This window comes from Polaromonas sp. YR568, from assembly GCF_900116715.1.
Taxonomy (GTDB): domain Bacteria; phylum Pseudomonadota; class Gammaproteobacteria; order Burkholderiales; family Burkholderiaceae_C; genus Polaromonas.
The window spans coordinates 510822-531464 of sequence record NZ_FPBM01000001.1 but is presented as its reverse complement, the minus strand read 5'-3'; the positions used below and the strand labels follow the sequence as shown (position 1 = coordinate 531464).

The window sequence follows — 20643 nt, the reverse complement described above, 5'->3', positions numbered from 1 at the left end:
AGTGTGTGTAGATGGTTGATAAGGTGATTTATCAGTTATCGTACAACTCACCGAGGTTTTAAGCAACCAGATTTGTCCCCAGGGGGCGGGCTGCCGGCGCGTCCGGGCCATCGCCGGGCGGCTGCATGGTATGCGCATTGTTGCCCCGGCGCAGGCGCTCGCGGCTGTTGGAGAGATGGGTCCGCATGGCCGCGCGGGCGGCTTCGGCGTCCTGGCTGCGAATGGCGTTGTAAATGCTCTCGTGCTCGCTGTTGACGCGCTGCAGGTAGTTGAAACGGCCCTCGGGCGCGCTGTGCGCGGTGTTTACCCGGGTGCGCGGAATGATCATGGTGCCCAGGTAGGTCATCAGGTCGGCGAAGTGCCGGTTGCCTGTGGAGCGCGCCACTTCCATATGAAACTGGAAGTCGGGCGGCACCGCGTCGGAGTCCAGGCTGATGGAGTCGTGGAAGGCGCGCAGGGCGTTTTCCATGGCCTTGAGGTTTTCGGGGGTTCTCCTCTGGGCGGCGAGGCCGGCCGCCTCGGTTTCCAGGCTGATGCGCAGCTCAAGCACCGAGATCACATCGGCCACGGTGGCGAAGTCTTCGGCCGTGATTCTGAAGTTGCCGGCGTCCTGCGGCTGCAGCACAAAAGTGCCGATGCCGTGCCGGGTTTCGACCAGGCCCGATGCCTGGAGCTTGGACAAAGACTCCCGGACCACCGTGCGGCTGACGTCGAAGCGGGCCATGATTTCGGCCTCGGTCGGCAGCTTTTCGCCCGGCTGCAGGCGGCCTTCCCGGATGCTGCCGGCCAGGCTTTCGACGATCTCGCCCACCAGTCCGCGGGGGCGGCGCGCGCGGATCGGCTCCTCGTGAAAGGCAGGCGTAAGGCCTGCTTCAGGGCGACTAGGGGTTTTCCTTGATTCCATTAAAAAACCATTGACAAGCTAGGGGGCGAAACCGAGAATTCTTAGTCATCAGACAACCTATAACTGATGCATGTTTAGGTTGACTTTAACAAACTTCAAAAAAAAGTCCAGTGTTTGCGCTTACACAGGACCCTTCTCAAAAAAATGACGATCAAAGTTCATGAAAAACTGCTGCTGACCGGCGCCGCCGGCGGTTTGGGCAAGGCCTTGCGCGAACGCCTGAAGGCCAACTGCTCGGTGCTCCGGTTGTCCGATGTGCAGCCTTTCGGCGCGGCTGCGGCCAACGAAGAGGTGATTTTGGCCGATCTGGCTGACTCCGCCGCCGTGCACACCATGGTTCAGGGCGTGGACGCGATTGTTCACCTGGGCGGCGTCTCGGTGGAAGGCCCTTTTGGCCCCATCCTGCAGGCCAACATCCTGGGCGCCTATAACTTATATGAGGCCGCGCGCAAGAGCGGCGTCAAGCGCATCGTTTTTGCCAGCTCCAACCACGTCACCGGTTTTTACCGCCAGGACCAGACCATCACAGCCGACCACCCGCCGCGGCCCGACGGGATGTACGGCCTGTCCAAGGCCTTCGGTGAAGACCTCTCGCGTTTGTACTTTGACCGCTACGGTATTGAAACGGCCTGCGTGCGCATCGGCTCCTCGTTTGCCGAGCCCAAAGACCGCCGCATGCTGGCGACCTGGCTGAGCTTTGACGACCTGCACCGCCTGATTACCGCCTGCCTCACCACGCCGGTGCTGGGCCACAGCATTGTGTTCGGCATGTCCAATAACGCCGTGACCTGGTGGGACAACAGCCGCGCGCGCCATATCGGCTATGTGCCGCAAGACAGCTCCGACATCTTCCGCGAGGCCGTCTACGCCCGCACGCCCGCGCCTGATTTGAAGGACCCGGTCGCCCAGTACCAGGGCGGCGGTTTTGTCGTAGCCGGCCCTTTCGGCGACTGAGCAGCCAGGATGAGCATGAGTGAGTCCCACGTCGAGCTGATTCTGGATGCGCGCAACGGCACGGGGGAAAGCCCTGTCTGGCGGGCCGCCGAGCAGGCGCTGTACTGGGTCGATATTCCGGCACGCAGGCTGTGCCGCTGGAGCGTGGCCGAAGCCGCGCTGACTGAATGGGCCGCCCCCGAAATGCTGGCCTGTGTCGCCCCCGTGGGCGACACGCAGGACTGGATCGCCGGCACGGAAAGCGGCGTGTTCCGCCTGACGCCGCAAGCGGGTGGCCAGCTGGGTTTCAAGCAGCTCGCCGCCGTGACCCATGCCATGCCCGGCATGCGCTTTAACGACGGCCGCTGCGACCGGCAGGGGCGCTTTCTGGCCGGCACCATGCTGATGAATATGGCCGCCGGCGCCCGTGTGGGAAGCGTATACAGCTACCAAAAAGATAGTAGCGGCCTTGCGCAGCTGAAAACACTGCTGGACGGATTCATCACGCCCAACGGCATGGCCTTCAGCCCTGACGGCCGCACCATGTATCTGTCGGACTCGCATCCCTCGGTGCAGACGATCTGGGCCTTTGACTACGACACCGAAACCGGCACGCCGTCCAACCGGCGCGTGTTTGCCGATATGAACCCCTTGCCCGGTCGCCCGGACGGCGCCGCGGTCGACGCCGACGGCTGCTACTGGATCTGCGGCAACGATGCCGGCCTGATCCACCGTTTCACACCGGCCGGCAAGCTGGACCGTTCGCTGGCCGTGCCGGTGAAAAAACCTGCCATGTGCGCCTTCGGCGGCGCCGGGCTCGATACCCTGTTCGTGACGTCGATACGCCCCGAAGGCATCGACTTATCTGACCAGCCGCTGGCCGGCGGTGTGTTCGCGTTGCGCCCCGGCGTGCGCGGGCTGCCTGAGCCTGCATGCCTGTATTAAAAGTTCCTGTTTCTTGTTACCTGTTACCTGTTACCTGTTACCCGTTACCCGTTACCCGTTACCTGTTTTCCACCACCAACCTTAGAGGATGAGACATGAAGATCAAAAAAACACTGTTTGCCGTCGCCGCCATATTGGCGATGGCGCCCATGGCCGGTTTTGCCACGGAGTTCCGTTCCGCCGACATCCATCCTGACGACTACCCCACCGTGACGGCCGTCAAGTTCATGGGCGAGCGCCTCAAGGCCTTGTCCGGCGGCAAGCACAGCATCAAGGTGTTCAACAACAGCTCGCTGGGCCAGGAAAAAGACACCATCGAGCAGACCAAGATCGGCGCTCTGGCCATGGTGCGCGTCAACATCGCCCCCATGAACAACATCTGCGCTGAAACGCAAGTGCCGACCATGCCTTTCCTGTTCAATTCGGTGGACCACCTGCACAAGGTGCTGGACGGCCCGATCGGCGAGGAAATCCTGAAATCCTGCGAAAAGCAGGGCTTCGTGGGCCTGGCTTACTACGACAGCGGCGCACGCTCCATGTTCACCGGCAAGAAGGCGATCCGCAGCTTTGCCGACATGAAGGGCGTGAAAGTGCGCGTGCAGCAGTCCGACCTGTGGGTTTCCATGCTCGAAGCCATGGGCGCCAATGCCACCCCCATGCCCATGGGCGAGGTCTACACGGGCCTGAAGACCGGCGTGATCGACGCAGCCGAAAACAACTACCCCACGTATGAAAGCGCACGCCTCTTCGAAGTCGCGAAGTTCTACACCAAGACCGAGCACTCGATGGCGCCTGAAATGCTGCTGTTCTCCAAGCGCGTCTGGGACACCCTCTCCGCGCAAGAGCAGGGCTGGATCCGCCAGGCCGCCAAGGAGTCCGTGCCTTACATGCGCAAGCAGTGGGCCGAGCGTGAAATCAAATCGCTGGCGACTGTGAAAGCCGGCGGCGCCGAGATCATCGACGTCGACAAGAAGCCGTTCCAGGATGCAATGAAGCCTGTCTATGACAAGTTCATCACCGACGCCAACCTGAAGCGCCTCGTCAAAGCCGTTCAGGACACCAAGTAAGTTGAAACCCGGCGCCGGCCCGCTGCTGCAGCGGGCCGGCGTTCCCCACGGCAAACCTTGCCACCCCCTCGTTTTTTCAAGGCCGGGCCCACGCGCATCCGGATCCTCATATGTACACAAAAATTTGCCGCACGCTCGCCCGGGCCTGCATGTGGCTGGGCATCTTCGGACTGGTCGCGGTGATTTGCGCTGTGAGCTGGCAGGTGTTCGGCCGCTATGTGCTCAACAACACCCCGACCTGGGCTGAGAGCCTGGCCCTGCTGCTGGTTCTGTACGTCACCATGTTCGGCGTTGCCGTGGGTGTGCGCGATGCAGGCCATATCGGTCTCGAATCCATGCTGGTGCTGGCCCCTGACTGGCTGCGCCTGAAGATGGAATACCTCATTCATGTCCTGGTGATGCTCTTCGGCGTCGCCATGGCCTACAACTGCGCGCTGCTGGCCAATTCGGTCTGGAGCTACCGCCTGCCTACCCTCTGGATATCCGAGGGCTGGCGTTACGTGCCCGCGACCATCGCCGGTGTCCTCATTGTGATGTTCTGCATTGAACACATCATCGCCCTGGCCAAAGGCGAAGAAGTAGAACCGGCCTGGGGTTGAAAAAATTATGACTATTCCACTCCTAATCCTCTGCATTTCTTTCACGCTGTTTCTGCTGCTCGGCGTGCCGGTGGCGTTTTCCATCGGCCTGTCCGCGCTGGCCACGCTGCTGTACGAAGGCCTGCCACTGGCGGTCGGCTTCCAGCAGATGACCTCGGGCATGGGGATTTTTTCCTTCCTCGCGATTCCGTTTTTCATCTTCGCCGGTGAGCTGATGCTTTATGGCGGCATAGCCGACCGCATCGTGAACCTGGCCCGCAACCTGGTTGGCCACGTGCGCGGCGGCCTGGGCATGTCGAACGTGGTGGCCTGCACCTTGTTCGGCGGCGTCTCGGGCTCCCCGGTGGCCGACGTGTCCGCCATGGGCGCCGTGATGATCCCGATGATGAAGAAAGAGGGTTATCACGCCGACTACGCCGTCAACGTGACGACGCACGCCGCCCTGGTGGGCGCGCTGATGCCGACCAGCCACAACCTGATCATCTATTCGCTGGCTGCCGGCGGCAAGGTGTCGATTGCGGCGCTGATTCTCGCGGCGCTGGTGCCTGCGGCCATCCTGACCATCTGCAACCTGGCTGCGGCCTACCTGGTGGCCGTCAAACGCGGTTACCCCGCAGGCAGCTTCCCGGGCTGGTCCATCGTGGCGCGTTCGTTTGCCGCTGCGCTGCCAGGCCTCTTTATCGTGGTGCTGATCCTGGGCGGCATTTTGTCCGGTGTCTTCACCGCGACAGAGTCGGCCGCCGTGGCCGTGCTGTATGCGCTGGCGCTGACGATCTTCCTGTACCGCACGCTCAAGTGGGAACACTTCGTCAAGGCCGCGACCAAGGCGGTCAAGACCACCGGCGTGATCCTGCTGCTGATCGGTATCTCAAGCACCTTCGGCTACCTGATCAGCCTCTACGGTGTGGCAGAGCTGACAGGCAAGATGCTGTCCGAGATCACCACCACGCCGTGGGTTGTCTTCCTGCTGATCAACATCATCCTGTTCGTGCTGGGCACCTTCCTGGATATGGCCGCGACGATTTTGCTGTGCACGCCGATTTTCCTGCCCATCGCACAGGCTTACGGCATGAGCTCGGTGCAGTTCGGCATCGTGCTGCTGATCAACTGCGCACTGGGCCTGAACACACCGCCTGTGGGGACGACCCAGTTCGTGGGTTGCGCCATCGGCGGGGTATCTGTGGGCACGGTGATGCGCACCATCTGGCCCTTCTACGGCGCGCTGATTTTTGCGCTCGCACTGGTCACCTTTGTGCCGGCGTTCTCCATGTGGCTGCCCAGCCTGTACATGGCCGTCGGCAAGTAAGTACCTGACATCACCCGAAAAGGAGAGCGTCCCATGCCTGCATTCACATTCATCCGCCAGTGCCTTCTGCCGGTAAGCATGGGACTGCTCACGGCGGCCGGCAGTGCCCGCGCCGCCACCTGGGTGTACATCTCCAATGCCGACAGCCAGGACATCTCTGTGTTCCAGCTGGACCGCAGCGCCGGCGCCCTCAAGCCGGTGGCAACGGTTCCGGTGGCCGGCACGGCGATGCCCATGGTGGTCAGCAAGGACAAAAAATTCCTGTACGTGGCCTTGCGTTCGCAGCCCTTTCGGGTTGTCACCTTTGCCATAGACGGCGCCAATGGCGGGTTGAAGAAACTCGGTGAAGCCTCGTTGGCCGACAGCATGGCCAACATCGACCTGGACGCGTCCGGCCGCTGGCTTTTCGCCGCTTCCTATGGCGGCAACAAGATATCGGTGAACAGCGTGGGCGCCGACGGGCTTGTCGGCGCTGTTCAGCAGGTCATCCAGACATCGCCCAACGCCCATGCGATTCACCAGGATCCCTCGGGCCGCTATGTATTTGCCACCAGCCTGGGCGGCGACAACCTGTCGAGCTGGCGCTTCGATCCGAAGACGGGCCAGCTGAGCGCCAACGACCCGGCGCTGGTGAATGTGTCGCCGGCCAAAACCGGCCCACGGCATTTTTTGTGGAACAAGGCGCAGACGCACGTCTACCTGATCAACGAACTGGACGGCGGTGTAGACGTGTTTGCCTACGACGCCGGCAAGGGCGCCATGCGCCATCTGCAACGAAGCACTGTGATGCCGGCCGGTTTTACCGGCAAGCCATGGGCTGCCGACCTTCAGCTGTCTGCTGACGGGCGGTATCTGTATGGCTCGGAGCGTACCTCCAGCACCTTGACCACGTTCAAGATCGATCCTGCCACCGGCCTGCTGCAAACGGCAGGTACAACGCCTACCGAGAAAACGCCACGTGGCTTTGCGGTGGACTCGAGCGGCAAGTTCCTTATTTCTACAGGCCAGGACTCCCACGCCGTGTCGCTGCATCCGATCGATGCGGCCACAGGTGTGCCGGCCGCCGGGGCAAGCCAGCCCGCCGGCAAGAACCCGAACTGGGTGGAAATTGTCGACTTCTGATGAACTGCTGATGAACTTCTGATGGCAAGCACCAACGTCGCCCCTCTTTTTATCCGCATGCACGATGCGGACAACGTCGCCATTGTTGCCAACGACGGCGGCCTGGCGGCGGGTGCCGTGTTTGCCGGTGGGTTGACACTGGTCGAGCGTGTTCCCCAGGGCCACAAGGTGGCGCTGGTTGACCTGCCCAAGGGCGCGGCAGTGCTGCGCTACAACGTGCCGATCGGCTACGCACTGAAAGACATTGCCGCCGGCAGCTGGGTGCATGAGCGCCTGCTGGAAATGCCCGATGCGCGCACGCTGGACGCGTTGCCCATCGCCACCGTGCGGCCGCCGCCGCAGCCGGCGCTGGAGGGTTACACCTTCGAGGGCTACCGCAACCCGGATGGCTCTGTCGGCAGCCGCAACATCCTGGCCATTACCACCACGGTGCAGTGTGTGGCCGGTGTGGTGGAGTTTGCCGTCAAGCGCATCAAGGCGGAGCTGCTGCCGCGCTTTCCGAATGTCGACGACGTGGTGGGGCTGGAGCACACCTACGGCTGCGGCGTGGCCATCGACGCGCCGGACGCCATCATCCCGATACGCACGCTGCGCAACATCAGCCTGAACCCCAACTTCGGCGGTGAAGTCATGGTGGTGAGCCTGGGCTGCGAGAAACTGCAGCCCGAGCGCCTGCTGCCGCCGGGCACCATACAGATCGTGGACGAGCGCAACGTGGCCGATGTGGGCACAAGCGCGGAAGCCGCGCTGGATGTGGTGTGCCTGCAGTCCGAGAACCATATCGGCTTCATGTCCATGATCGATTCGGTCATGGACATGGCGCTGCAACACCTTGAGCGGCTCAACGCACGCCGCCGCGAGACTGTGCCCGCCAGCGAGCTGGTGGTGGGCGTGCAGTGCGGCGGCAGTGATGCTTTCTCGGGCGTGACGGCGAACCCGGCGGTGGGCTTTGCCACCGACCTGCTGGTGCGTGCCGGCGCCACGGTGATGTTCTCCGAGACGACCGAGGTGCGCGACGGCATCGACCAGCTGACATCACGGGCCAGCAGCCCTGAAGTAGCCGCGGCGATGATCCGCGAGATGGCCTGGTACGACGCCTACCTGCAAAAGGGCAGGGTGGACCGCAGTGCCAACACCACGCCGGGCAATAAAAAGGGCGGCTTGTCCAACATCGTTGAAAAGGCCATGGGCTCCATCGTCAAGTCAGGCTCTTCGCCCATCAGCGGTGTGCTTTCGCCGGGCGAGAAGGTCAAGCAAAAAGGCCTGATCTACGCCGCGACGCCCGCCAGCGACTTTATCTGCGGCACGCTGCAACTGGCCGCGGGCATCAACATCCATGTGTTCACCACCGGCCGCGGCACGCCTTATGGGCTGGCCGAGGTGCCGGTGATCAAGGTGGCCACGCGCACCGACCTGGCCCGGCGCTGGCACGACCTGATGGACATCAACGCCGGGCGTATTGCCGACGGCGACGCCACCATTGAAGACGTCGGCTGGGAGCTGTTCCAGTTCATGCTGGACGTTGCCAGCGGCCGCAAAAAAACCTGGGCCGAGCACTGGAAGCTGCATAACGCGCTGGTGCTCTTCAACCCCGCACCGATCACCTGATTCACAGAGACCCATCGATAAAAAGAGAGTTAACTCATGACACAAGCAACCCCTTACCAAAGTTTTCCCAACAGCTTCAAGCGCGACCTGCTGGCCGGCAAAAAACTGATCGGCTGCTGGTCTTCGCTGTCCAACGCCATCACCACCGAGGTGCTGGGCGTGGCCGGCTTCGACTGGATCCTGCTTGACGGTGAACACTCGCCCAACGACATGGCCACCTACATCCCACAACTGATGGCCCTGAAAGACAGCCGCAGCGCGCCGGTTGTGCGCCCGACCTCCAACAACTCGGTAGAGCTCAAGCGCCTGCTCGATGCCGGCTTCTACAACTTCCTGATTCCCTTTGTCGAAACCGCCGAGCAGGCCGCCAGCGCCGTCGCCGCCACGCGTTACCCGCCGCAAGGCATTCGCGGCGTGTCGGTGTCCCAGCGCAGCAACAAGTACGGCACGGTGCCGGACTACCTCAAGTCCATCAACGACCACATCTGCGTGATGGTGCAGATCGAAAGCATCGCCGGCACGGCGGCAGCGGACAAGATTGCCGCCACCGACGGTGTCGACTGCATGTTTGTCGGCCCGTCCGACCTGGCCGCCGGCCTGGGCCACCTCGGCAATGCCGGGCACCCGGAGGTGCAGGCCGCCATGGTGAAAATTTTTGCCGCCGCCAAGGCGCACGGCAAGCCGGTCGGCATCCTGGCGCCGGTGGAAGCCGATGCACGCCGCTATATGGAGATGGGCGCGACTTTTGTCGGCGTCGGCAGCGACCTCGGCGTGTTCCGTGGCGCCACGCAGGCCCTGCGCGACAAATACCTCGCCTGATTTTTCTGTCATCCCGGACCTGATCCGGGATGCGCCTTGTGGACCGCGCGTCCGGGGCTGTTGTTATTTTTTACGAACAAGGAGCATTTTTATGAGCAAGCTTGGTTTTATCGGTCTGGGCATCATGGGCAACCCCATGGCGGCGCACCTGATTGCGGCAGGACACGAAGTTTTCATGACCACGCTGGGCAAGGTGCCCGCAGAGTTGTTGACCGGCAAGGGCAAGGCCTGCGACTCCATCACCGATGTGGTCAAACAGGCCGACATCATCTTCCTGATGCTGCCCGACACGCCCGACGTGGCCAAGGTGTTGTTCGGCGAGGGCGGTGTGTCCCTGTCGCTGACCAAGGGCAAGACGGTGGTCGACATGAGCTCCATCTCGCCGATGGACACCAAGGAATTTGCCAAAAAGATCAATGCCCTGGGCTGCGACTACCTCGACGCACCGGTGTCGGGCGGCGAAGTCGGCGCCAAGGCGGCGAGCCTGACCATCATGGTGGGTGGCCCCCAGGCGGCGTTTGACCTCGTCAAGCCGCTGTTCGAGCTGATGGGCAAGAACATCACGCTGGTGGGCGGCAACGGCGACGGCCAGACCTGCAAGGTGGCCAACCAGATCATCGTGGCGCTGAACATTGCGGCCGTGGGCGAAGCCCTGCTGTTTGCCAGCAAGGCCGGCGCCGATCCGGCCAAGGTGCGCCAGGCACTGATGGGCGGTTTCGCTTCGTCGCGCATTCTGGAAGTGCACGGCGAACGCATGATCAAGCGCACTTTTGCACCGGGCTTTCGCATCGGCCTGCACCAGAAGGATTTGAACCTGGCGCTGAGCGGTGCGCGCACCCTGGGCCTGGCCTTGCCGCAAACGGCGGGCGCTGCCCAGCTGATGCAGGCTTGCGCCGCCAACGGCATGCAGGACCTGGACCATTCCGCACTGGTGCGGGCGCTGGAGTTGCTGGGCAATCACGAAGTGGCGAAGTCGCCGGCGTAATGCAGGCATAAGCACGCGATAAAGAGCTGTACATGAGGAGCCCCCAAGAGGCTCCCGGTGCAGCGAGGGATTGACCCCACTTTTTCTGAACATCTGGAGACAAACATGGCTATCAATCGACGAGAACTTCTTGCGGCTTCACTGGCGCTGGGCGCGGGTGCCGGCACTGGCGCGGCGAGCGCGCAGGCTTCCTGGCCGTCCAAGCCGATACGCCTGGTGGTGCCGTATCCACCGGGCGGCTCTTCAGACATCATTGCCCGAGCGATTTCGCAGCCGCTGTCCGAAGCGCTCAAGCAGTCGGTCATCGTCGACAACAAGGCCGGGGCCAACGGCAACCTGGGTGCCGACATCGTGGCCAAATCGGCCCCTGACGGCTACACCCTGCTGCTGTGCGACACCGGTGCGCTGGCCATCAGCCCCTCGGTCTACCCCAAGCTGGGCTTTGATCCCACCAAGGACCTGCGCGGCGTGACCATGCTGGCGTATTCGCCGCACTTGCTGGTGGTGCACCCCTCTGTGCCCGCCAACAACCTCAAGGAACTGATCGCGCTTTCGCACAAGTCCGAGCTGAACTTTGCGGTGACGGCCATGGGCAGCGCGCCGCACCTGGCTGGTGTCGCCGTTGAGCGGGCTACCAAAGCGAAGTGGCAGTACATCCCTTACAAGGGCGGCTCGCAAGCGGTGAGCGACACCATTGCCGGCCAGACGCAGGTGCTGATGAACGGCATGCTGGCGACCTTGCCGCATGTGCAAAGCGGCAAGCTGAAGATCCTGGGTGTTTCCAAGAGCACGCGCATGCCGCTGATCGGCAATGTGCCCACCCTGGCCGAGCAGGGCATTCCCAACTTCGAATCGGGCACCTGGCAAGGTTTGCTGGTGGCCAACGGGACGCCGGCTGCCATCGTCAATCGCCTGAACACCGAACTCATCAAGATCATCCGCAGCCCCGATATCCGCGCCAAGCTGGCGGGGCAGGGCGCCGAGGTGGTGACCATGACGCCGGGCCAGCAGGACGCGTTCTTTAATCAGGAACGCAGCCGTTGGGCCAAGGTGGTGACTGAGGCCAATATCAAGCTTGACTGAACCAGGCTCGACTGAAGATGCTCCTGATTTGATGACTTTTACCGGCATCAAATAAGGGCTAAAGGGAGTTCTATAACAAAGAATCACCGATAAATCCCGCAAGCCACCGAGCCAGCCCAAAGAGGCGGCCGGGGAGAACCCCACCAGGAGACAAACCATGCAAGCATCCCTCAAAGGGCTATTAGCCCTTTCTTTCGCCCTGTGCGCCGCAACGGGCATGGCCCAAACCAAACTGCGCGCCTGGAACATCCACCCCGACGGCTACCCGGTATCCGAAGCGATGAAGAGCTTCGCGGAGCAGGTCGCCAAGAGCACGGGCGGGCGCTACAACATCGAGATCTTCAACAACGGCGCGCTCGGCGACCAGCCCAAGGCGGTGCAGATGCTCAAGAGCGGCGAGGTCGACGTGGCCGAGTTCAGCTCGGGACCGCTGTCTGACGCGGTGCCCGGCATCAAGGTGCTGAACTTGCCTTTTCTTTTCACCGACTCCGCCCACATGTTCCGCCACCTGGACGGCAAGCTCGGCGAGCGCTTCGCCTCCAATCTGAAGGCTGCAGGTTTTGTCGTGCTGGGCTGGTATGACGGTGGCGGGCGTTCGTTTTATTGCGTCAAGCCTGTGAACAACCTGCGCGACCTGGCGGGCACCAATATCCGGGTGCAGCAGTCCGAGATCTACATCGAGATGGTCAAGCTCATGGACGCCAAACCGGTGGCCCTTCCTTTCAAGGACGTGCTCGACGCCTTGCAGCAAGGCAAGGTTGACTGCGCCGAGAACAACCTGCCTTCGTACGAATCCACCGGGCACTACAAGGTGGCCAAGAACGTCTATGTGACCAACCACGTGATCTCGCCCGAAGCGCTGGTCGTGTCGACCAAACTCTGGGACAAGCTCAGCAAGGAAGACAAGGCCGCGTTCACCGAGGCCGGCGCCAAGTCCGCCATTTTGATGCGCGAGTTGTGGAACAAGCGTGTGGCAGCGGCCCTGGAAACCACGACCAAGCAGGGCTCGCAGTTCGTCAAGGTCAGGGACGCGTCTCCCATGGTCAGGCGCATGGGGCCGCTGTACGGCAAGTACATGGCCGACCCGACCACGCGCGAAGAACTTCTGACGATTATTTCGAAGTGAACGCACCGGACCCCGCCATGCTGCTCGATCCCGCACGCTTTGCGCGCGAGATCGACGGCAAACCCGTCAGGCTGTTCACGCTGCGCAATAGCCAGGGCATGACGGTGTGCGTGACCAATTACGGCGCTAAGATCGAGCAGGTGCTGGTGCCCGATCGCGAAGGCCACTTTGACGATGTGGTGCTTGGCTACGAGAGCATAGAAGGTGTGGTGGGCGGCGCACCCTCAGTGGGCGCATTTGTCGGGCGCTATGCCGGTCGAATCGAAAACGCGCGCTTCAGCCTGGGCGGCATCGAGCACCAGCTGGCCGCCAACAATGGCCCGCATTGCCTGCATGGGGGCCTGCGCGGCTCCCGCTTCCAGGTGTTCGATGCGGTGCAGAACGACCCCTTCAGCGTGGAGATGCGCTATGTGTTTGCCGACGGGGAAGAAGGCTTTCCGGGCACGCTGGCCTTGAGCCTGGTGTATCGCGTGACGGAGGCCAACGAACTGACACTGGACTACGAGGCCGTGGCGCTGGATGCGCCCACCATGGCCAACTTCACCACCCATGCATTCTTCAACCTTGAAGGCGCCGATAGCGAGAGCGCGCTGGGCCATGAAGTCATGGTTTGTGCGAGCCGTTACTTCGGCATGACGCCGGAGCTGATCGCCACAGGCCAGCTGCTGCCGGTGGACGGAACGCCGTTTGATCTGCGCCAGCCGGTGGTGCTGGACGCACGCGTGCGCAAGCCGCCTGCGGCTGACGGCGTGGCGGGTTACGACGACTGTTTTGCGATTGACCGTACGGTAGCCGGTGAACTGGCGCTGTGCGCACGCGTGAGCGCACCGGGCAGCGGCCGTGTGATGGAAGTCTGGTCGACGGAACCCACGATGCAGTTCTACACCGGCCTGCTGGCCGGCGAACCCCTGGCTGGTGGGCTGGGTAAAGGCGGCAGGCGCTATGTGCAGCAGCAAAGCATGTGCTTTGAGCCGCAGGGCTACCCGAACGCGCCCAATCTGCCGGCCTTTCCTTCAGCCCTCCACGAGCCGGGGCAGGGCCGGCAGGGCCGCACGCTTTACCGCTTCAGCGTTTCCTGAACACCGGCCCCGCGTCCCGCGTACAGGGCGTGTCAGAATGCTCCGGCAACCATCACGGAGCTGAGCATGCAAGGGTTGAAATGGGTCTGGATAGTAGGAGTGATCTGGGCCGCGCAGATGGCCGGTGTGCCTGCCTGGGCGCAGCAGCCCGACCGGGTGCCGCCGCAAATCGTCAAACTCCCCTTGCTGATCGACGGCAAACAGTTTGAGGTCGTCACCCATCTCTACAAACCTGCGGGCGACGGCCCGTTTCCGCTGGTGATCTTTTCCCATGGACGGGCGCCGTCGCGTGTCGACAGGGCCAAACTCGAGAATCCGGTGCTGGTCGGGCATGCCAACTACTGGCTTCGTAAGGGCGTGGCGGTGATTGCACCAGTGCGGCCTGGTTACGGGGATACCGGGGGCACCGACAGGGAGGACTCCGGCATCCGCTGGAGCGGCAAGGTCTGCACAGGCGATGCCGACTTCTCGCGTGTGGCCAGCCGCGCGGGCCAGACGGTGGTGGCGCTGCACCAGTGGGCGCTGCAGCAGCCCTGGGTGCGCAAAGACAGGGTGCTGCTGGAAGGGCAGTCGGTGGGCGGCATGACGACGGTGTCGGTCGCGGCGCTCAACCTGCCGGGCGTCATCGCGGCAGTCAACTTCGCGGGCGGCTCGGGCGGCAACCCTGAGGACTCTCCGGCCAGGAGCTGCAAACCCGAGAACATGGGCAAAACCTATGGCGAACTCGGCAAGCTGGTCAAGGTGCCCAACCTGTGGCTTTACGCCGAAAACGACCAGTTCTGGGGAGCCGAGGCGCCCCGCGAATGGCACGCGGCCTTCAAGGCCGGCGGCAGCGACACCCAGTTCATCCAGACAGGCCCGGTGCCCGGGCACGACGGGCATTCGCTGCTGACCTACGGCGGCAAGATGTGGTCGGTCCCGCTGGATGCCTTTGTTCAAAAGGTGGGGCTGACGGCGCCTTGAGTTTTCATCGGGCGTAAAAAAGCCCGGCGCCTTTTTCGGGGGCCGGGCTTTTGAGGGGAGTCAGCGTGCTTAGAGCGTATCGATAAAGCTGCGCAGCTTGTCCGAACGCGAAGGGTGCTTGAGCTTGCGCAGTGCCTTGGCTTCGATCTGGCGGATGCGCTCGCGCGTCACGTCGAACTGCTTGCCGACTTCTTCCAGCGTGTGGTCGGTCGACATTTCGATACCGAAACGCATGCGCAGCACCTTGGCTTCGCGCGGCGTCAGGCTGTCGAGGATGTCTTTCACCACATCGCGCAGGCCGGCCTGCATCGCGGCTTCCAGCGGTGCGGTGTTGGCGCTGTCTTCGATGAAGTCGCCCAGGTGCGAATCGTCGTCGTCACCGATCGGCGTTTCCATGGAGATCGGCTCTTTGGCGATCTTCATGATCTTGCGGATCTTGTCTTCAGGAATCTCCATCTTGGCGGCCAGGATGCTGGCGTCCGGCTCAAAGCCGAATTCCTGCAAGTGCTGGCGCGACAGGCGGTTCATCTTGTTGATGGTTTCGATCATGTGCACCGGGATACGGATGGTGCGTGCCTGGTCGGCGATGGAGCGCGTGATCGCCTGGCGGATCCACCAGGTGGCGTAGGTAGAGAACTTGTAGCCGCGGCGGTATTCGAACTTGTCGACGGCCTTCATCAGGCCGATGTTGCCTTCCTGGATCAAGTCCAGGAACTGCAGGCCGCGGTTGGTGTACTTCTTGGCGATCGAAATCACCAGGCGCAAGTTGGCCTCGATCATTTCCTTCTTGGCGTCGCGCGAGTTGGACTCGCCTTCGTTCATGCGCTTGTTGATGTCCTTGAGCTGGCCGAGAGGCACCACCACGCGAGCCTGCAATTCAGCCAGCTTGGTTTGCAGTTCCTGGATGGGCGGCACGTTACGGGCCATCACCACCGACCATGGCTTGCCGGACGCGACCTGCTTTTCAACCCATTTCAGGTTGAGCAGGTTGGGCGGGAAGTCCTTGATGAAGACTTCCTGCGGCATGCCGCATTTCTCGACGATGATGCGGCGCAGTTCGCGCTCTTTCTTGCGCACGTCCAGCACCTGGCCGCGCAGCATGTCGCACAGCTTTTCGATGGTCTTGGCGGTAAAACGCACGGTCATCAGCTCGTCGCTCAGGGCTTTTTGGGCCTTCACATAGGTGGGCGTGCCGTAGCCTTCCTTGTCGTAGGTCTTGTGGACCTTCTCGAACAGGGTGGCGATTTTGTCGAAGCGGCTGAGCGCTTCTTTCTTGAGCTCTTCGAGTTTCTTGGTCAAGGCCTTGGAGCCGCCCTTGCCGTCGTCATCATCTTCTTCGTCGAATTCGTCGAAGTCTTCTTCGGCCACATAGTCGTCGGCCTCATTGGGGTTGGAAAAGCCGTCAACCACGGTGGAGATGACGATCTTGCCTTCGCGGATTTCTTCGCCCAGGCGCATGATTTCAGCGATGGTGGCGGGGCTTTCCGAGATGGCTTCCATCATCTTCATGAGGCCGCCTTCGATGCGCTTGGCGATTTCGATTTCGCCTTCGCGCGTCAGCAGCTCGACCGTGCCCATTTCACGCATGTACATGCGAACGGGGTCGGTGGTGCGGCCGAATTCGCTGTCGACGGTCGACAGGGCGGCTTCGGCTTCTTCTTCGGCTTCCTCTTCGGTCGCAACCGTGGGGCCGGTGTTGTTCAGCAGCAGGGTTTCGGCATCGGGCGCCTGCTCGTACACGGCCACGCCCATGTCGTTGAGCATGTTGACCACGACTTCCAGCGTTTCAGCATCGACCAGCTTGTCGGGAAGGTGATCGGAGATTTCGCCGTGCGTGAGGTAGCCGCGGGTTTTACCGAGCTTGATCAGGGTCTTCAGGCGCAGGCGCCGCTTGAGCATGTCTTCTTCGGACAGCACGGTTTCGTCCAGGCCGAATTCCTTCATCAAGGCGCGTTCTTTCGCCTTGCTGATCTTCATGCGCAGCGGCTTGACCTTCTCGGTCGTCTCCGCAATGGGTTCACCGACCAGGTCGTCCTCAATGTCGGACATGTCGAGGTCTTCACCGGGCTTGCTGGCGGCGGTTGCGCTCTTGGGCTTGCGGCCGCGCTTGGCGCCGGTGGGGGCGGGTGCGCTGCCTTCGGCGGCAGGGTTCTTCGGCGGGCGGCCGGGTTTCTTTTTCACGGGCACATCGGCCACGGCTGCAACTGGCTTGGATTCGGGACTGGACTTGGTCGGCACGGGTGGGGCTTTCTTCAGGGGCAAATCAGGAGGAGCGGATTTCACGGTTTTTGCGGAGGCCTTGCTGACCGGGGCGCTTGATTTGCTGGCTTTGGCGGATGAGACAGATATGGCGTGTTTTCCGGGTTTTTCAACCTTGGCGCTCTTTGTTGCGCTCTTGGCCGCCGGTTTGGCGGAAGGTTTTACACCGGCCTTGGCCACGGGTTTCGCCGCGGGTTTGGCTGCTTTGACTGGAGGCTTGCCTGCGGGCCGCGCGGCAGCTTTGGGGGCTGCTTTGGCTTTTGGCTTTGCGGCAGCTTTGGACTGCGCGCTTTGCGGCTTCTTGGACGTGCTCGGCTTCATCGGCTTGGCAGTAGGCATGGGACCTCCAGTTGTCGGAAATTGTTTTAAATATCGATCAGCTACCAGTAAACAAAAATGCGCCTTGGCGCCTGCACAAAGCACAGGCACGGTGACAAGGATTCAGGGACAAAAAAACGGGAAAGACGAAAAACAGGCCCGGCAGCGCCAATGGAGTAACGGGGTGATAGCCCCAATGGCCTCCTACGGCATCCAGCGGTTCAGTTTTTCGGGCAAGCTGTTTGGGCGAACATTTGGTGTGCAGTCCTTGCGGAAATTCCTTGGAGGAATAGGCCGTCTCATCTGTTGAGTCCCTGAGGTTTCAGGGTGGCCGGGCCGGAGGTGCTGCTGTCGCGCTTGCCGTCGAAAATCGGATTATACCCTGATGCCTGTTTTTTAGGCGGTTTTTGGGGTGTTTTTTCGCCCCAAAACCGGGTTTTTCCGGGGCTGGCGGCTCAGCGGGCCGTGTCGGTGGCGGTTTTGAGGCTGGCGGCCAGTTCCAGGTAGCGCTGCCGGGCAACCGGGTCGGTGGCGGCCCGGGCGGCCAGCTCGCTCATCTCGCGCTGCCGGTGCAGCCGCAGCAGCTGGTCCAGGATGCTGCGCACCTCAGTCCAGTCGCTTTCAATGCCTTCGGGAATCTGCGCGATCTGCGTGGTGGCGTGCCTCTCAAAGGCATGGCCGCGCAGCCCTTCGCGCAGGGCGGCCCAGGGCTGGGGGCCGTGTTCGTGCAGCTGGCTTTCCAGCCAGACAAAGAGGGGGCCGTGCGGCTCGGGCAGCTCTACCAGCAGGTGGTGCTCTTCGGTGCTGAGCTTGTCCCAGGTTTCGGCCTCGGTTAGCAGCAGGCGGAGCACCCGGTCTTCGCGGCTGGCCGGCAGCATGCGCCCGGCCACGCGGCGCGGCGTGCGGCTGGCCCGTTCACCATAGGGGCGTGGCGATGACGCAGGAGGGAAATATCCGCTGGAGGGCTCGGACGCGCTGTAGTCGCGCTCATCGAAGTCCGGCGGGTAGCCGCTCGGGTCGGGCATGTCCGCATGATGAACCGGATTTGAGGGCGCTTTTGGCTTGTAGCCCTTTCCGGGTGTGCGCGAGCTGCTATCGTTTTTATAGCCTGGCTTGTTGTAGCCGGAGGCGGCCGGTTGCCACAACTGCAGCAGTTCACGGCTGTCGATCTGCACCTTGTCGGCGATCTCGGCCAGCAACTGGCGTTTGAGCGCGCCGTCCGGCATCAGGCCCCACAGAGGCCGGGCGTTGCTGGCCATGTGGGCGCGGCCCTCGGCCGTGTCGAGGTCGCAGCCTTCTCCCGCAGCGTCCAGCATGAAGCGGCTGAGCGGCACGGCTTTGACGACGGCGGCGGCAAAGCCTTCCTGGCCGTGTTCGCGGATGTAGCTGTCGGGGTCGTGCTCGGCCGGCAAAAACAGGAACTTGACGGTGCGCACGTCGGTGGCAAAAGGCAGGGCGGCGTCCAGCGCCTTGCGGGCGGCGCGGCGGCCGGCGCCGTCGCCGTCAAAGCTGAACACCACCGAATCAGTGAAGCGAAACAGCTTTTGCACGTGGTCGGCCGTGCAGGCGGTGCCCAGGGTGGCCACCGCATTGGCAAACCCCAGCTGGGCCAGGGCGACCACATCCATATAGCCTTCGGTGACGAGGGCGTAGCCATGTTCGCGCAGGGCGGTGCGGGCTTCAAACAAGCCATAAAGCTCGCGCCCCTTGCTGAAGACCGGGGTTTCGGGCGAGTTCAGGTATTTGGGTTTCTCGTCGCTGAGCACACGGCCGCCAAAGCCGATGCATTCACCCTTGACGTTGCGGATCGGGAACATGACCCGGTCGCGGAAGCGGTCATAGCGCTTGGCTTCACCGGCGGCGTTCTCGTCGCCCGGCTCGCCGGTGATGACCAGGCCGCTTTCCACCAGCAGCGGGTCGTTGTAATCCGGAAAGACGCTGGCCAGGCTGCGCCAGCCTTCGGGCGCATAGCCCAGGCCAAAGGTCTTGGCGACTTCGCCCGAGACGCCGCGGCCTTTGAAGTAGTCGATGGCGCGTTCGGAGTTGCGCAGCGCCTTGATGTAGGCGGCGCCCGCCTTTTCCAGCACGCTTGTCAGGGTGGCCTGCTGCTCGCGCATCTGGGCGGCCCGGGCGCGGTCTTGCGGCGAGACATCGTCTTCCGGCACCTGCAGGCCGTATTGCTGGGCCAGGTCTTTGACGGCTTCGATGAAGGTCATGCCGCCATATTCGGTCATGAACTTGATTGCGTCGCCGCTCACGCCGCAGCCGAAGCAGTGATAGAACTGCTTAGTCGGGCTGACGCTGAAGGAGGGCGATTTTTCGCCATGGAAGGGGCACAGCCCCATGAAGTTGGCGCCGCCCTTTTTGAGCTGCACATGGCGGCCCACGATGTCCACGATGTCGGCGCGCGTGAGCAACTCCTGGATGAATGTTTGGGGGATGGCCATGGCGTGGAAAGAAGGGGGTCAATTTAAGCACACGCGACCCGGCGGGGGGAGGGGCCTGCGCCTATAGCCCTGAGGGACATGGGCGCTGGGCTGACATGCATTGAAGGCATCTGGCGGCAGGGTGGGCCGTTTTGGCGGCACATCATGGGCTTTTCGCTGCAGCCCCGGGAACGGGGCCTTCCCATGACGCTTGCGCCCAATCTTGCCTATGTTTTCAGCCATCCCGGCGCCTTCACGCTGCGGGTGCTCAAGGGCTTTCGCGCCAACCAGGGCTTGCTGCTGGCCGGTGCCGTGGCCTATTACGCGCTGCTGTCCATCGTGCCCCTTCTGATTCTTGTCGCGATTGCGCTGTCACATGTCATCGACCAGGAAGCACTCCTGCAGGCGCTAGGCCGCTACATCGGCTGGCTCGCGCCCGGCCAGGGGGGCCTGATCACCGCGGAGCTGGCCAACTTCCTGGCGCACCGGGAAGTGCTCGGCTGGATCTTGTTTGTCACCATGCTGTTTTTCAGCTCGCTGGCTTTCACGGTGCTGGAAAACGCGATGTCGGTCATCTTTTTGCACCGCGTGGCCATTCGCCGCCGCCATCTGCTGGTGTCCGCTGTTCTGCCGTATTGCTACATCGTGTTTGTGGGCCTGGGTTTGCTGCTGGTCACGCTGGTGTCCGGCACCTTGCAGGCGCTGGGTGAAAAAAGCGTGGACTTTCTGGGTCTGGAATGGTCGCTCAGGGGGTTCTCCGGGGTGCTGCTGTATTTGCTGGGCCTGACGGGCGAGGTGCTGCTGTTGACCTCGCTGTACATGGTGATGCCGGTGGGCCGGCTGCAATGGCGGCACGCGCTGCTGGGCGGCGTTACGGCCGCGCTGCTGTGGGAGCTGACGCGCCATTTGCTGGTGTGGTATTTCTCCACGCTATCGCAGGTTGGCCTGGTCTACGGCTCTCTCACCACCTCCATTTTGGTGCTGCTGAGCCTGGAGGTGGCCGCGACCTTGCTGTTGTTGGGCGCTCAAGTCATTTCAGAATATGAACGCCTGGGCACGGCCCGGCAGGACCTGCCTGCCAGGCCCATGCGGCTGGGCTAA

General features: G+C 62.6%; 18 protein-coding genes. 15 read left to right on the top strand and 3 right to left on the bottom strand.

From position 1 onward, the window contains the following. Positions 1-58: 58 nt before the first annotated feature. On the bottom strand, positions 59-904 hold the full coding sequence (locus BM408_RS02505) for a FadR/GntR family transcriptional regulator (protein WP_254774680.1): 846 nt from the start codon (positions 902-904) through the stop codon (positions 59-61). A 144-nt stretch (positions 905-1048) separates the two neighbouring features. Here BM408_RS02505 and BM408_RS02500 point away from each other — a divergent pair, with 144 nt between their 5' ends. From BM408_RS02500 to BM408_RS02440, 13 genes are all read left to right on the top strand, one after another. Next, entirely contained in the window at positions 1049-1858 is an 810-nt protein-coding gene (locus BM408_RS02500; RefSeq protein WP_092126538.1) for an NAD-dependent epimerase/dehydratase family protein, read from the top strand. A 15-nt stretch (positions 1859-1873) separates the two neighbouring features. Continuing rightward, on the top strand, positions 1874-2782 hold the full coding sequence (locus BM408_RS02495; RefSeq protein ID WP_092127306.1) for an SMP-30/gluconolactonase/LRE family protein: 909 nt from the start codon (positions 1874-1876) through the stop codon (positions 2780-2782). Positions 2783-2877: 95 nt separating this feature from the next. After that, entirely contained in the window at positions 2878-3849 is a 972-nt protein-coding gene (locus BM408_RS02490; protein WP_092126536.1) for a TRAP transporter substrate-binding protein, read from the top strand. Positions 3850-3959: 110 nt separating this feature from the next. After that, a complete protein-coding gene (locus tag BM408_RS02485; protein ID WP_092126534.1) occupies positions 3960-4448 on the top strand; it encodes a TRAP transporter small permease in 489 nt (162 codons plus the stop codon). A 7-nt stretch (positions 4449-4455) separates the two neighbouring features. After that, positions 4456-5754, top strand: coding sequence for a TRAP transporter large permease (locus tag BM408_RS02480; protein ID WP_092126532.1), 1299 nt, complete (start codon positions 4456-4458; stop codon positions 5752-5754). A gap of 33 nt (positions 5755-5787) precedes the next feature. Then, positions 5788-6876 carry a lactonase family protein gene (locus BM408_RS02475; RefSeq protein ID WP_092126530.1) on the top strand — a complete coding sequence of 363 codons (1089 nt, stop codon included), beginning with the start codon at positions 5788-5790 and terminating at the stop codon, positions 6874-6876. Positions 6877-6897: 21 nt separating this feature from the next. Continuing rightward, on the top strand, positions 6898-8484 hold the full coding sequence (gene garD, locus BM408_RS02470; protein WP_092126528.1) for a galactarate dehydratase: 1587 nt from the start codon (positions 6898-6900) through the stop codon (positions 8482-8484). 36 nt (positions 8485-8520) lie between these two features. After that, positions 8521-9303, top strand: a complete 783-nt coding sequence (gene garL / locus BM408_RS02465) for a 2-dehydro-3-deoxyglucarate aldolase (protein ID WP_092126526.1) — start codon at positions 8521-8523, stop codon at positions 9301-9303. A 91-nt stretch (positions 9304-9394) separates the two neighbouring features. Beyond that, positions 9395-10288 carry a 2-hydroxy-3-oxopropionate reductase gene (glxR, locus tag BM408_RS02460; protein WP_092126524.1) on the top strand — a complete coding sequence of 298 codons (894 nt, stop codon included), beginning with the start codon at positions 9395-9397 and terminating at the stop codon, positions 10286-10288. Positions 10289-10393: 105 nt separating this feature from the next. Next, the gene (locus tag BM408_RS02455; RefSeq protein WP_092126522.1) at positions 10394-11371 is read left to right on the top strand and encodes a Bug family tripartite tricarboxylate transporter substrate binding protein; all 978 of its coding nucleotides are present in this window, start codon (positions 10394-10396) and stop codon (positions 11369-11371) included. Between the two features lie 157 nt (positions 11372-11528). Further along, the gene (locus BM408_RS02450) at positions 11529-12497 is read left to right on the top strand and encodes a TRAP transporter substrate-binding protein (protein ID WP_175541657.1); all 969 of its coding nucleotides are present in this window, start codon (positions 11529-11531) and stop codon (positions 12495-12497) included. A gap of 17 nt (positions 12498-12514) precedes the next feature. Further along, a complete protein-coding gene (locus BM408_RS02445) occupies positions 12515-13576 on the top strand; it encodes an aldose epimerase family protein (RefSeq protein WP_254774679.1) in 1062 nt (353 codons plus the stop codon). 66 nt (positions 13577-13642) lie between these two features. Continuing rightward, a complete protein-coding gene (locus BM408_RS02440) occupies positions 13643-14539 on the top strand; it encodes a dienelactone hydrolase family protein (protein ID WP_092126516.1) in 897 nt (298 codons plus the stop codon). 69 nt (positions 14540-14608) lie between these two features. Here the strand turns inward: BM408_RS02440 and rpoD are convergent, their stop codons facing one another. Continuing rightward, positions 14609-16777, bottom strand: coding sequence for an RNA polymerase sigma factor RpoD (rpoD, locus tag BM408_RS02435; RefSeq protein WP_254774678.1), 2169 nt, complete (start codon positions 16775-16777; stop codon positions 14609-14611). On the opposite strand from rpoD, the gene BM408_RS23125 reads away from it, so the two are divergent. Next, positions 16749-17426: a hypothetical protein gene (locus BM408_RS23125; protein WP_254774677.1), complete on the top strand. Its 678-nt coding sequence runs from the start codon at positions 16749-16751 to the stop codon at positions 17424-17426. The two genes, rpoD and BM408_RS23125, sit on opposite strands and share 29 nt — an antisense overlap. A gap of 145 nt (positions 17427-17571) precedes the next feature. Here the strand turns inward: BM408_RS23125 and dnaG are convergent, their stop codons facing one another. Further along, positions 17572-19563, bottom strand: coding sequence for a DNA primase (gene dnaG / locus BM408_RS02430; protein ID WP_092126514.1), 1992 nt, complete (start codon positions 19561-19563; stop codon positions 17572-17574). 183 nt (positions 19564-19746) lie between these two features. Here dnaG and BM408_RS02425 point away from each other — a divergent pair, with 183 nt between their 5' ends. Beyond that, on the top strand, positions 19747-20643 hold the full coding sequence (locus tag BM408_RS02425; RefSeq protein WP_092127301.1) for a YihY/virulence factor BrkB family protein: 897 nt from the start codon (positions 19747-19749) through the stop codon (positions 20641-20643).

What these genes read in the sequence shown, in the direction of transcription:
- BM408_RS02500 (WP_092126538.1), top strand. Translation starts at nt 1,049, where the DNA reads ATGACGATCAAAGTTCATGAAAAACTGCTGCTGACCGGCGCCGCCGGC.
- garD (WP_092126528.1), top strand. Translation starts at nt 6,898, where the DNA reads ATGGCAAGCACCAACGTCGCCCCTCTTTTTATCCGCATGCACGATGCG.
- BM408_RS02425 (WP_092127301.1), top strand. Translation starts at nt 19,747, where the DNA reads ATGACGCTTGCGCCCAATCTTGCCTATGTTTTCAGCCATCCCGGCGCC.
- garL (WP_092126526.1), top strand. Translation starts at nt 8,521, where the DNA reads ATGACACAAGCAACCCCTTACCAAAGTTTTCCCAACAGCTTCAAGCGC.
- glxR (WP_092126524.1), top strand. Translation starts at nt 9,395, where the DNA reads ATGAGCAAGCTTGGTTTTATCGGTCTGGGCATCATGGGCAACCCCATG.
- BM408_RS02450 (WP_175541657.1), top strand. Translation starts at nt 11,529, where the DNA reads ATGCAAGCATCCCTCAAAGGGCTATTAGCCCTTTCTTTCGCCCTGTGC.
- BM408_RS02505 (WP_254774680.1), bottom strand. Translation starts at nt 904, where the DNA reads ATGGAATCAAGGAAAACCCCTAGTCGCCCTGAAGCAGGCCTTACGCCT.
- dnaG (WP_092126514.1), bottom strand. Translation starts at nt 19,563, where the DNA reads ATGGCCATCCCCCAAACATTCATCCAGGAGTTGCTCACGCGCGCCGAC.
- BM408_RS02445 (WP_254774679.1), top strand. Translation starts at nt 12,515, where the DNA reads ATGCTGCTCGATCCCGCACGCTTTGCGCGCGAGATCGACGGCAAACCC.
- BM408_RS02495 (WP_092127306.1), top strand. Translation starts at nt 1,874, where the DNA reads ATGAGTGAGTCCCACGTCGAGCTGATTCTGGATGCGCGCAACGGCACG.
- BM408_RS02455 (WP_092126522.1), top strand. Translation starts at nt 10,394, where the DNA reads ATGGCTATCAATCGACGAGAACTTCTTGCGGCTTCACTGGCGCTGGGC.
- BM408_RS02490 (WP_092126536.1), top strand. Translation starts at nt 2,878, where the DNA reads ATGAAGATCAAAAAAACACTGTTTGCCGTCGCCGCCATATTGGCGATG.
- BM408_RS02480 (WP_092126532.1), top strand. Translation starts at nt 4,456, where the DNA reads ATGACTATTCCACTCCTAATCCTCTGCATTTCTTTCACGCTGTTTCTG.
- BM408_RS02475 (WP_092126530.1), top strand. Translation starts at nt 5,788, where the DNA reads ATGCCTGCATTCACATTCATCCGCCAGTGCCTTCTGCCGGTAAGCATG.
- BM408_RS02440 (WP_092126516.1), top strand. Translation starts at nt 13,643, where the DNA reads ATGCAAGGGTTGAAATGGGTCTGGATAGTAGGAGTGATCTGGGCCGCG.
- BM408_RS02485 (WP_092126534.1), top strand. Translation starts at nt 3,960, where the DNA reads ATGTACACAAAAATTTGCCGCACGCTCGCCCGGGCCTGCATGTGGCTG.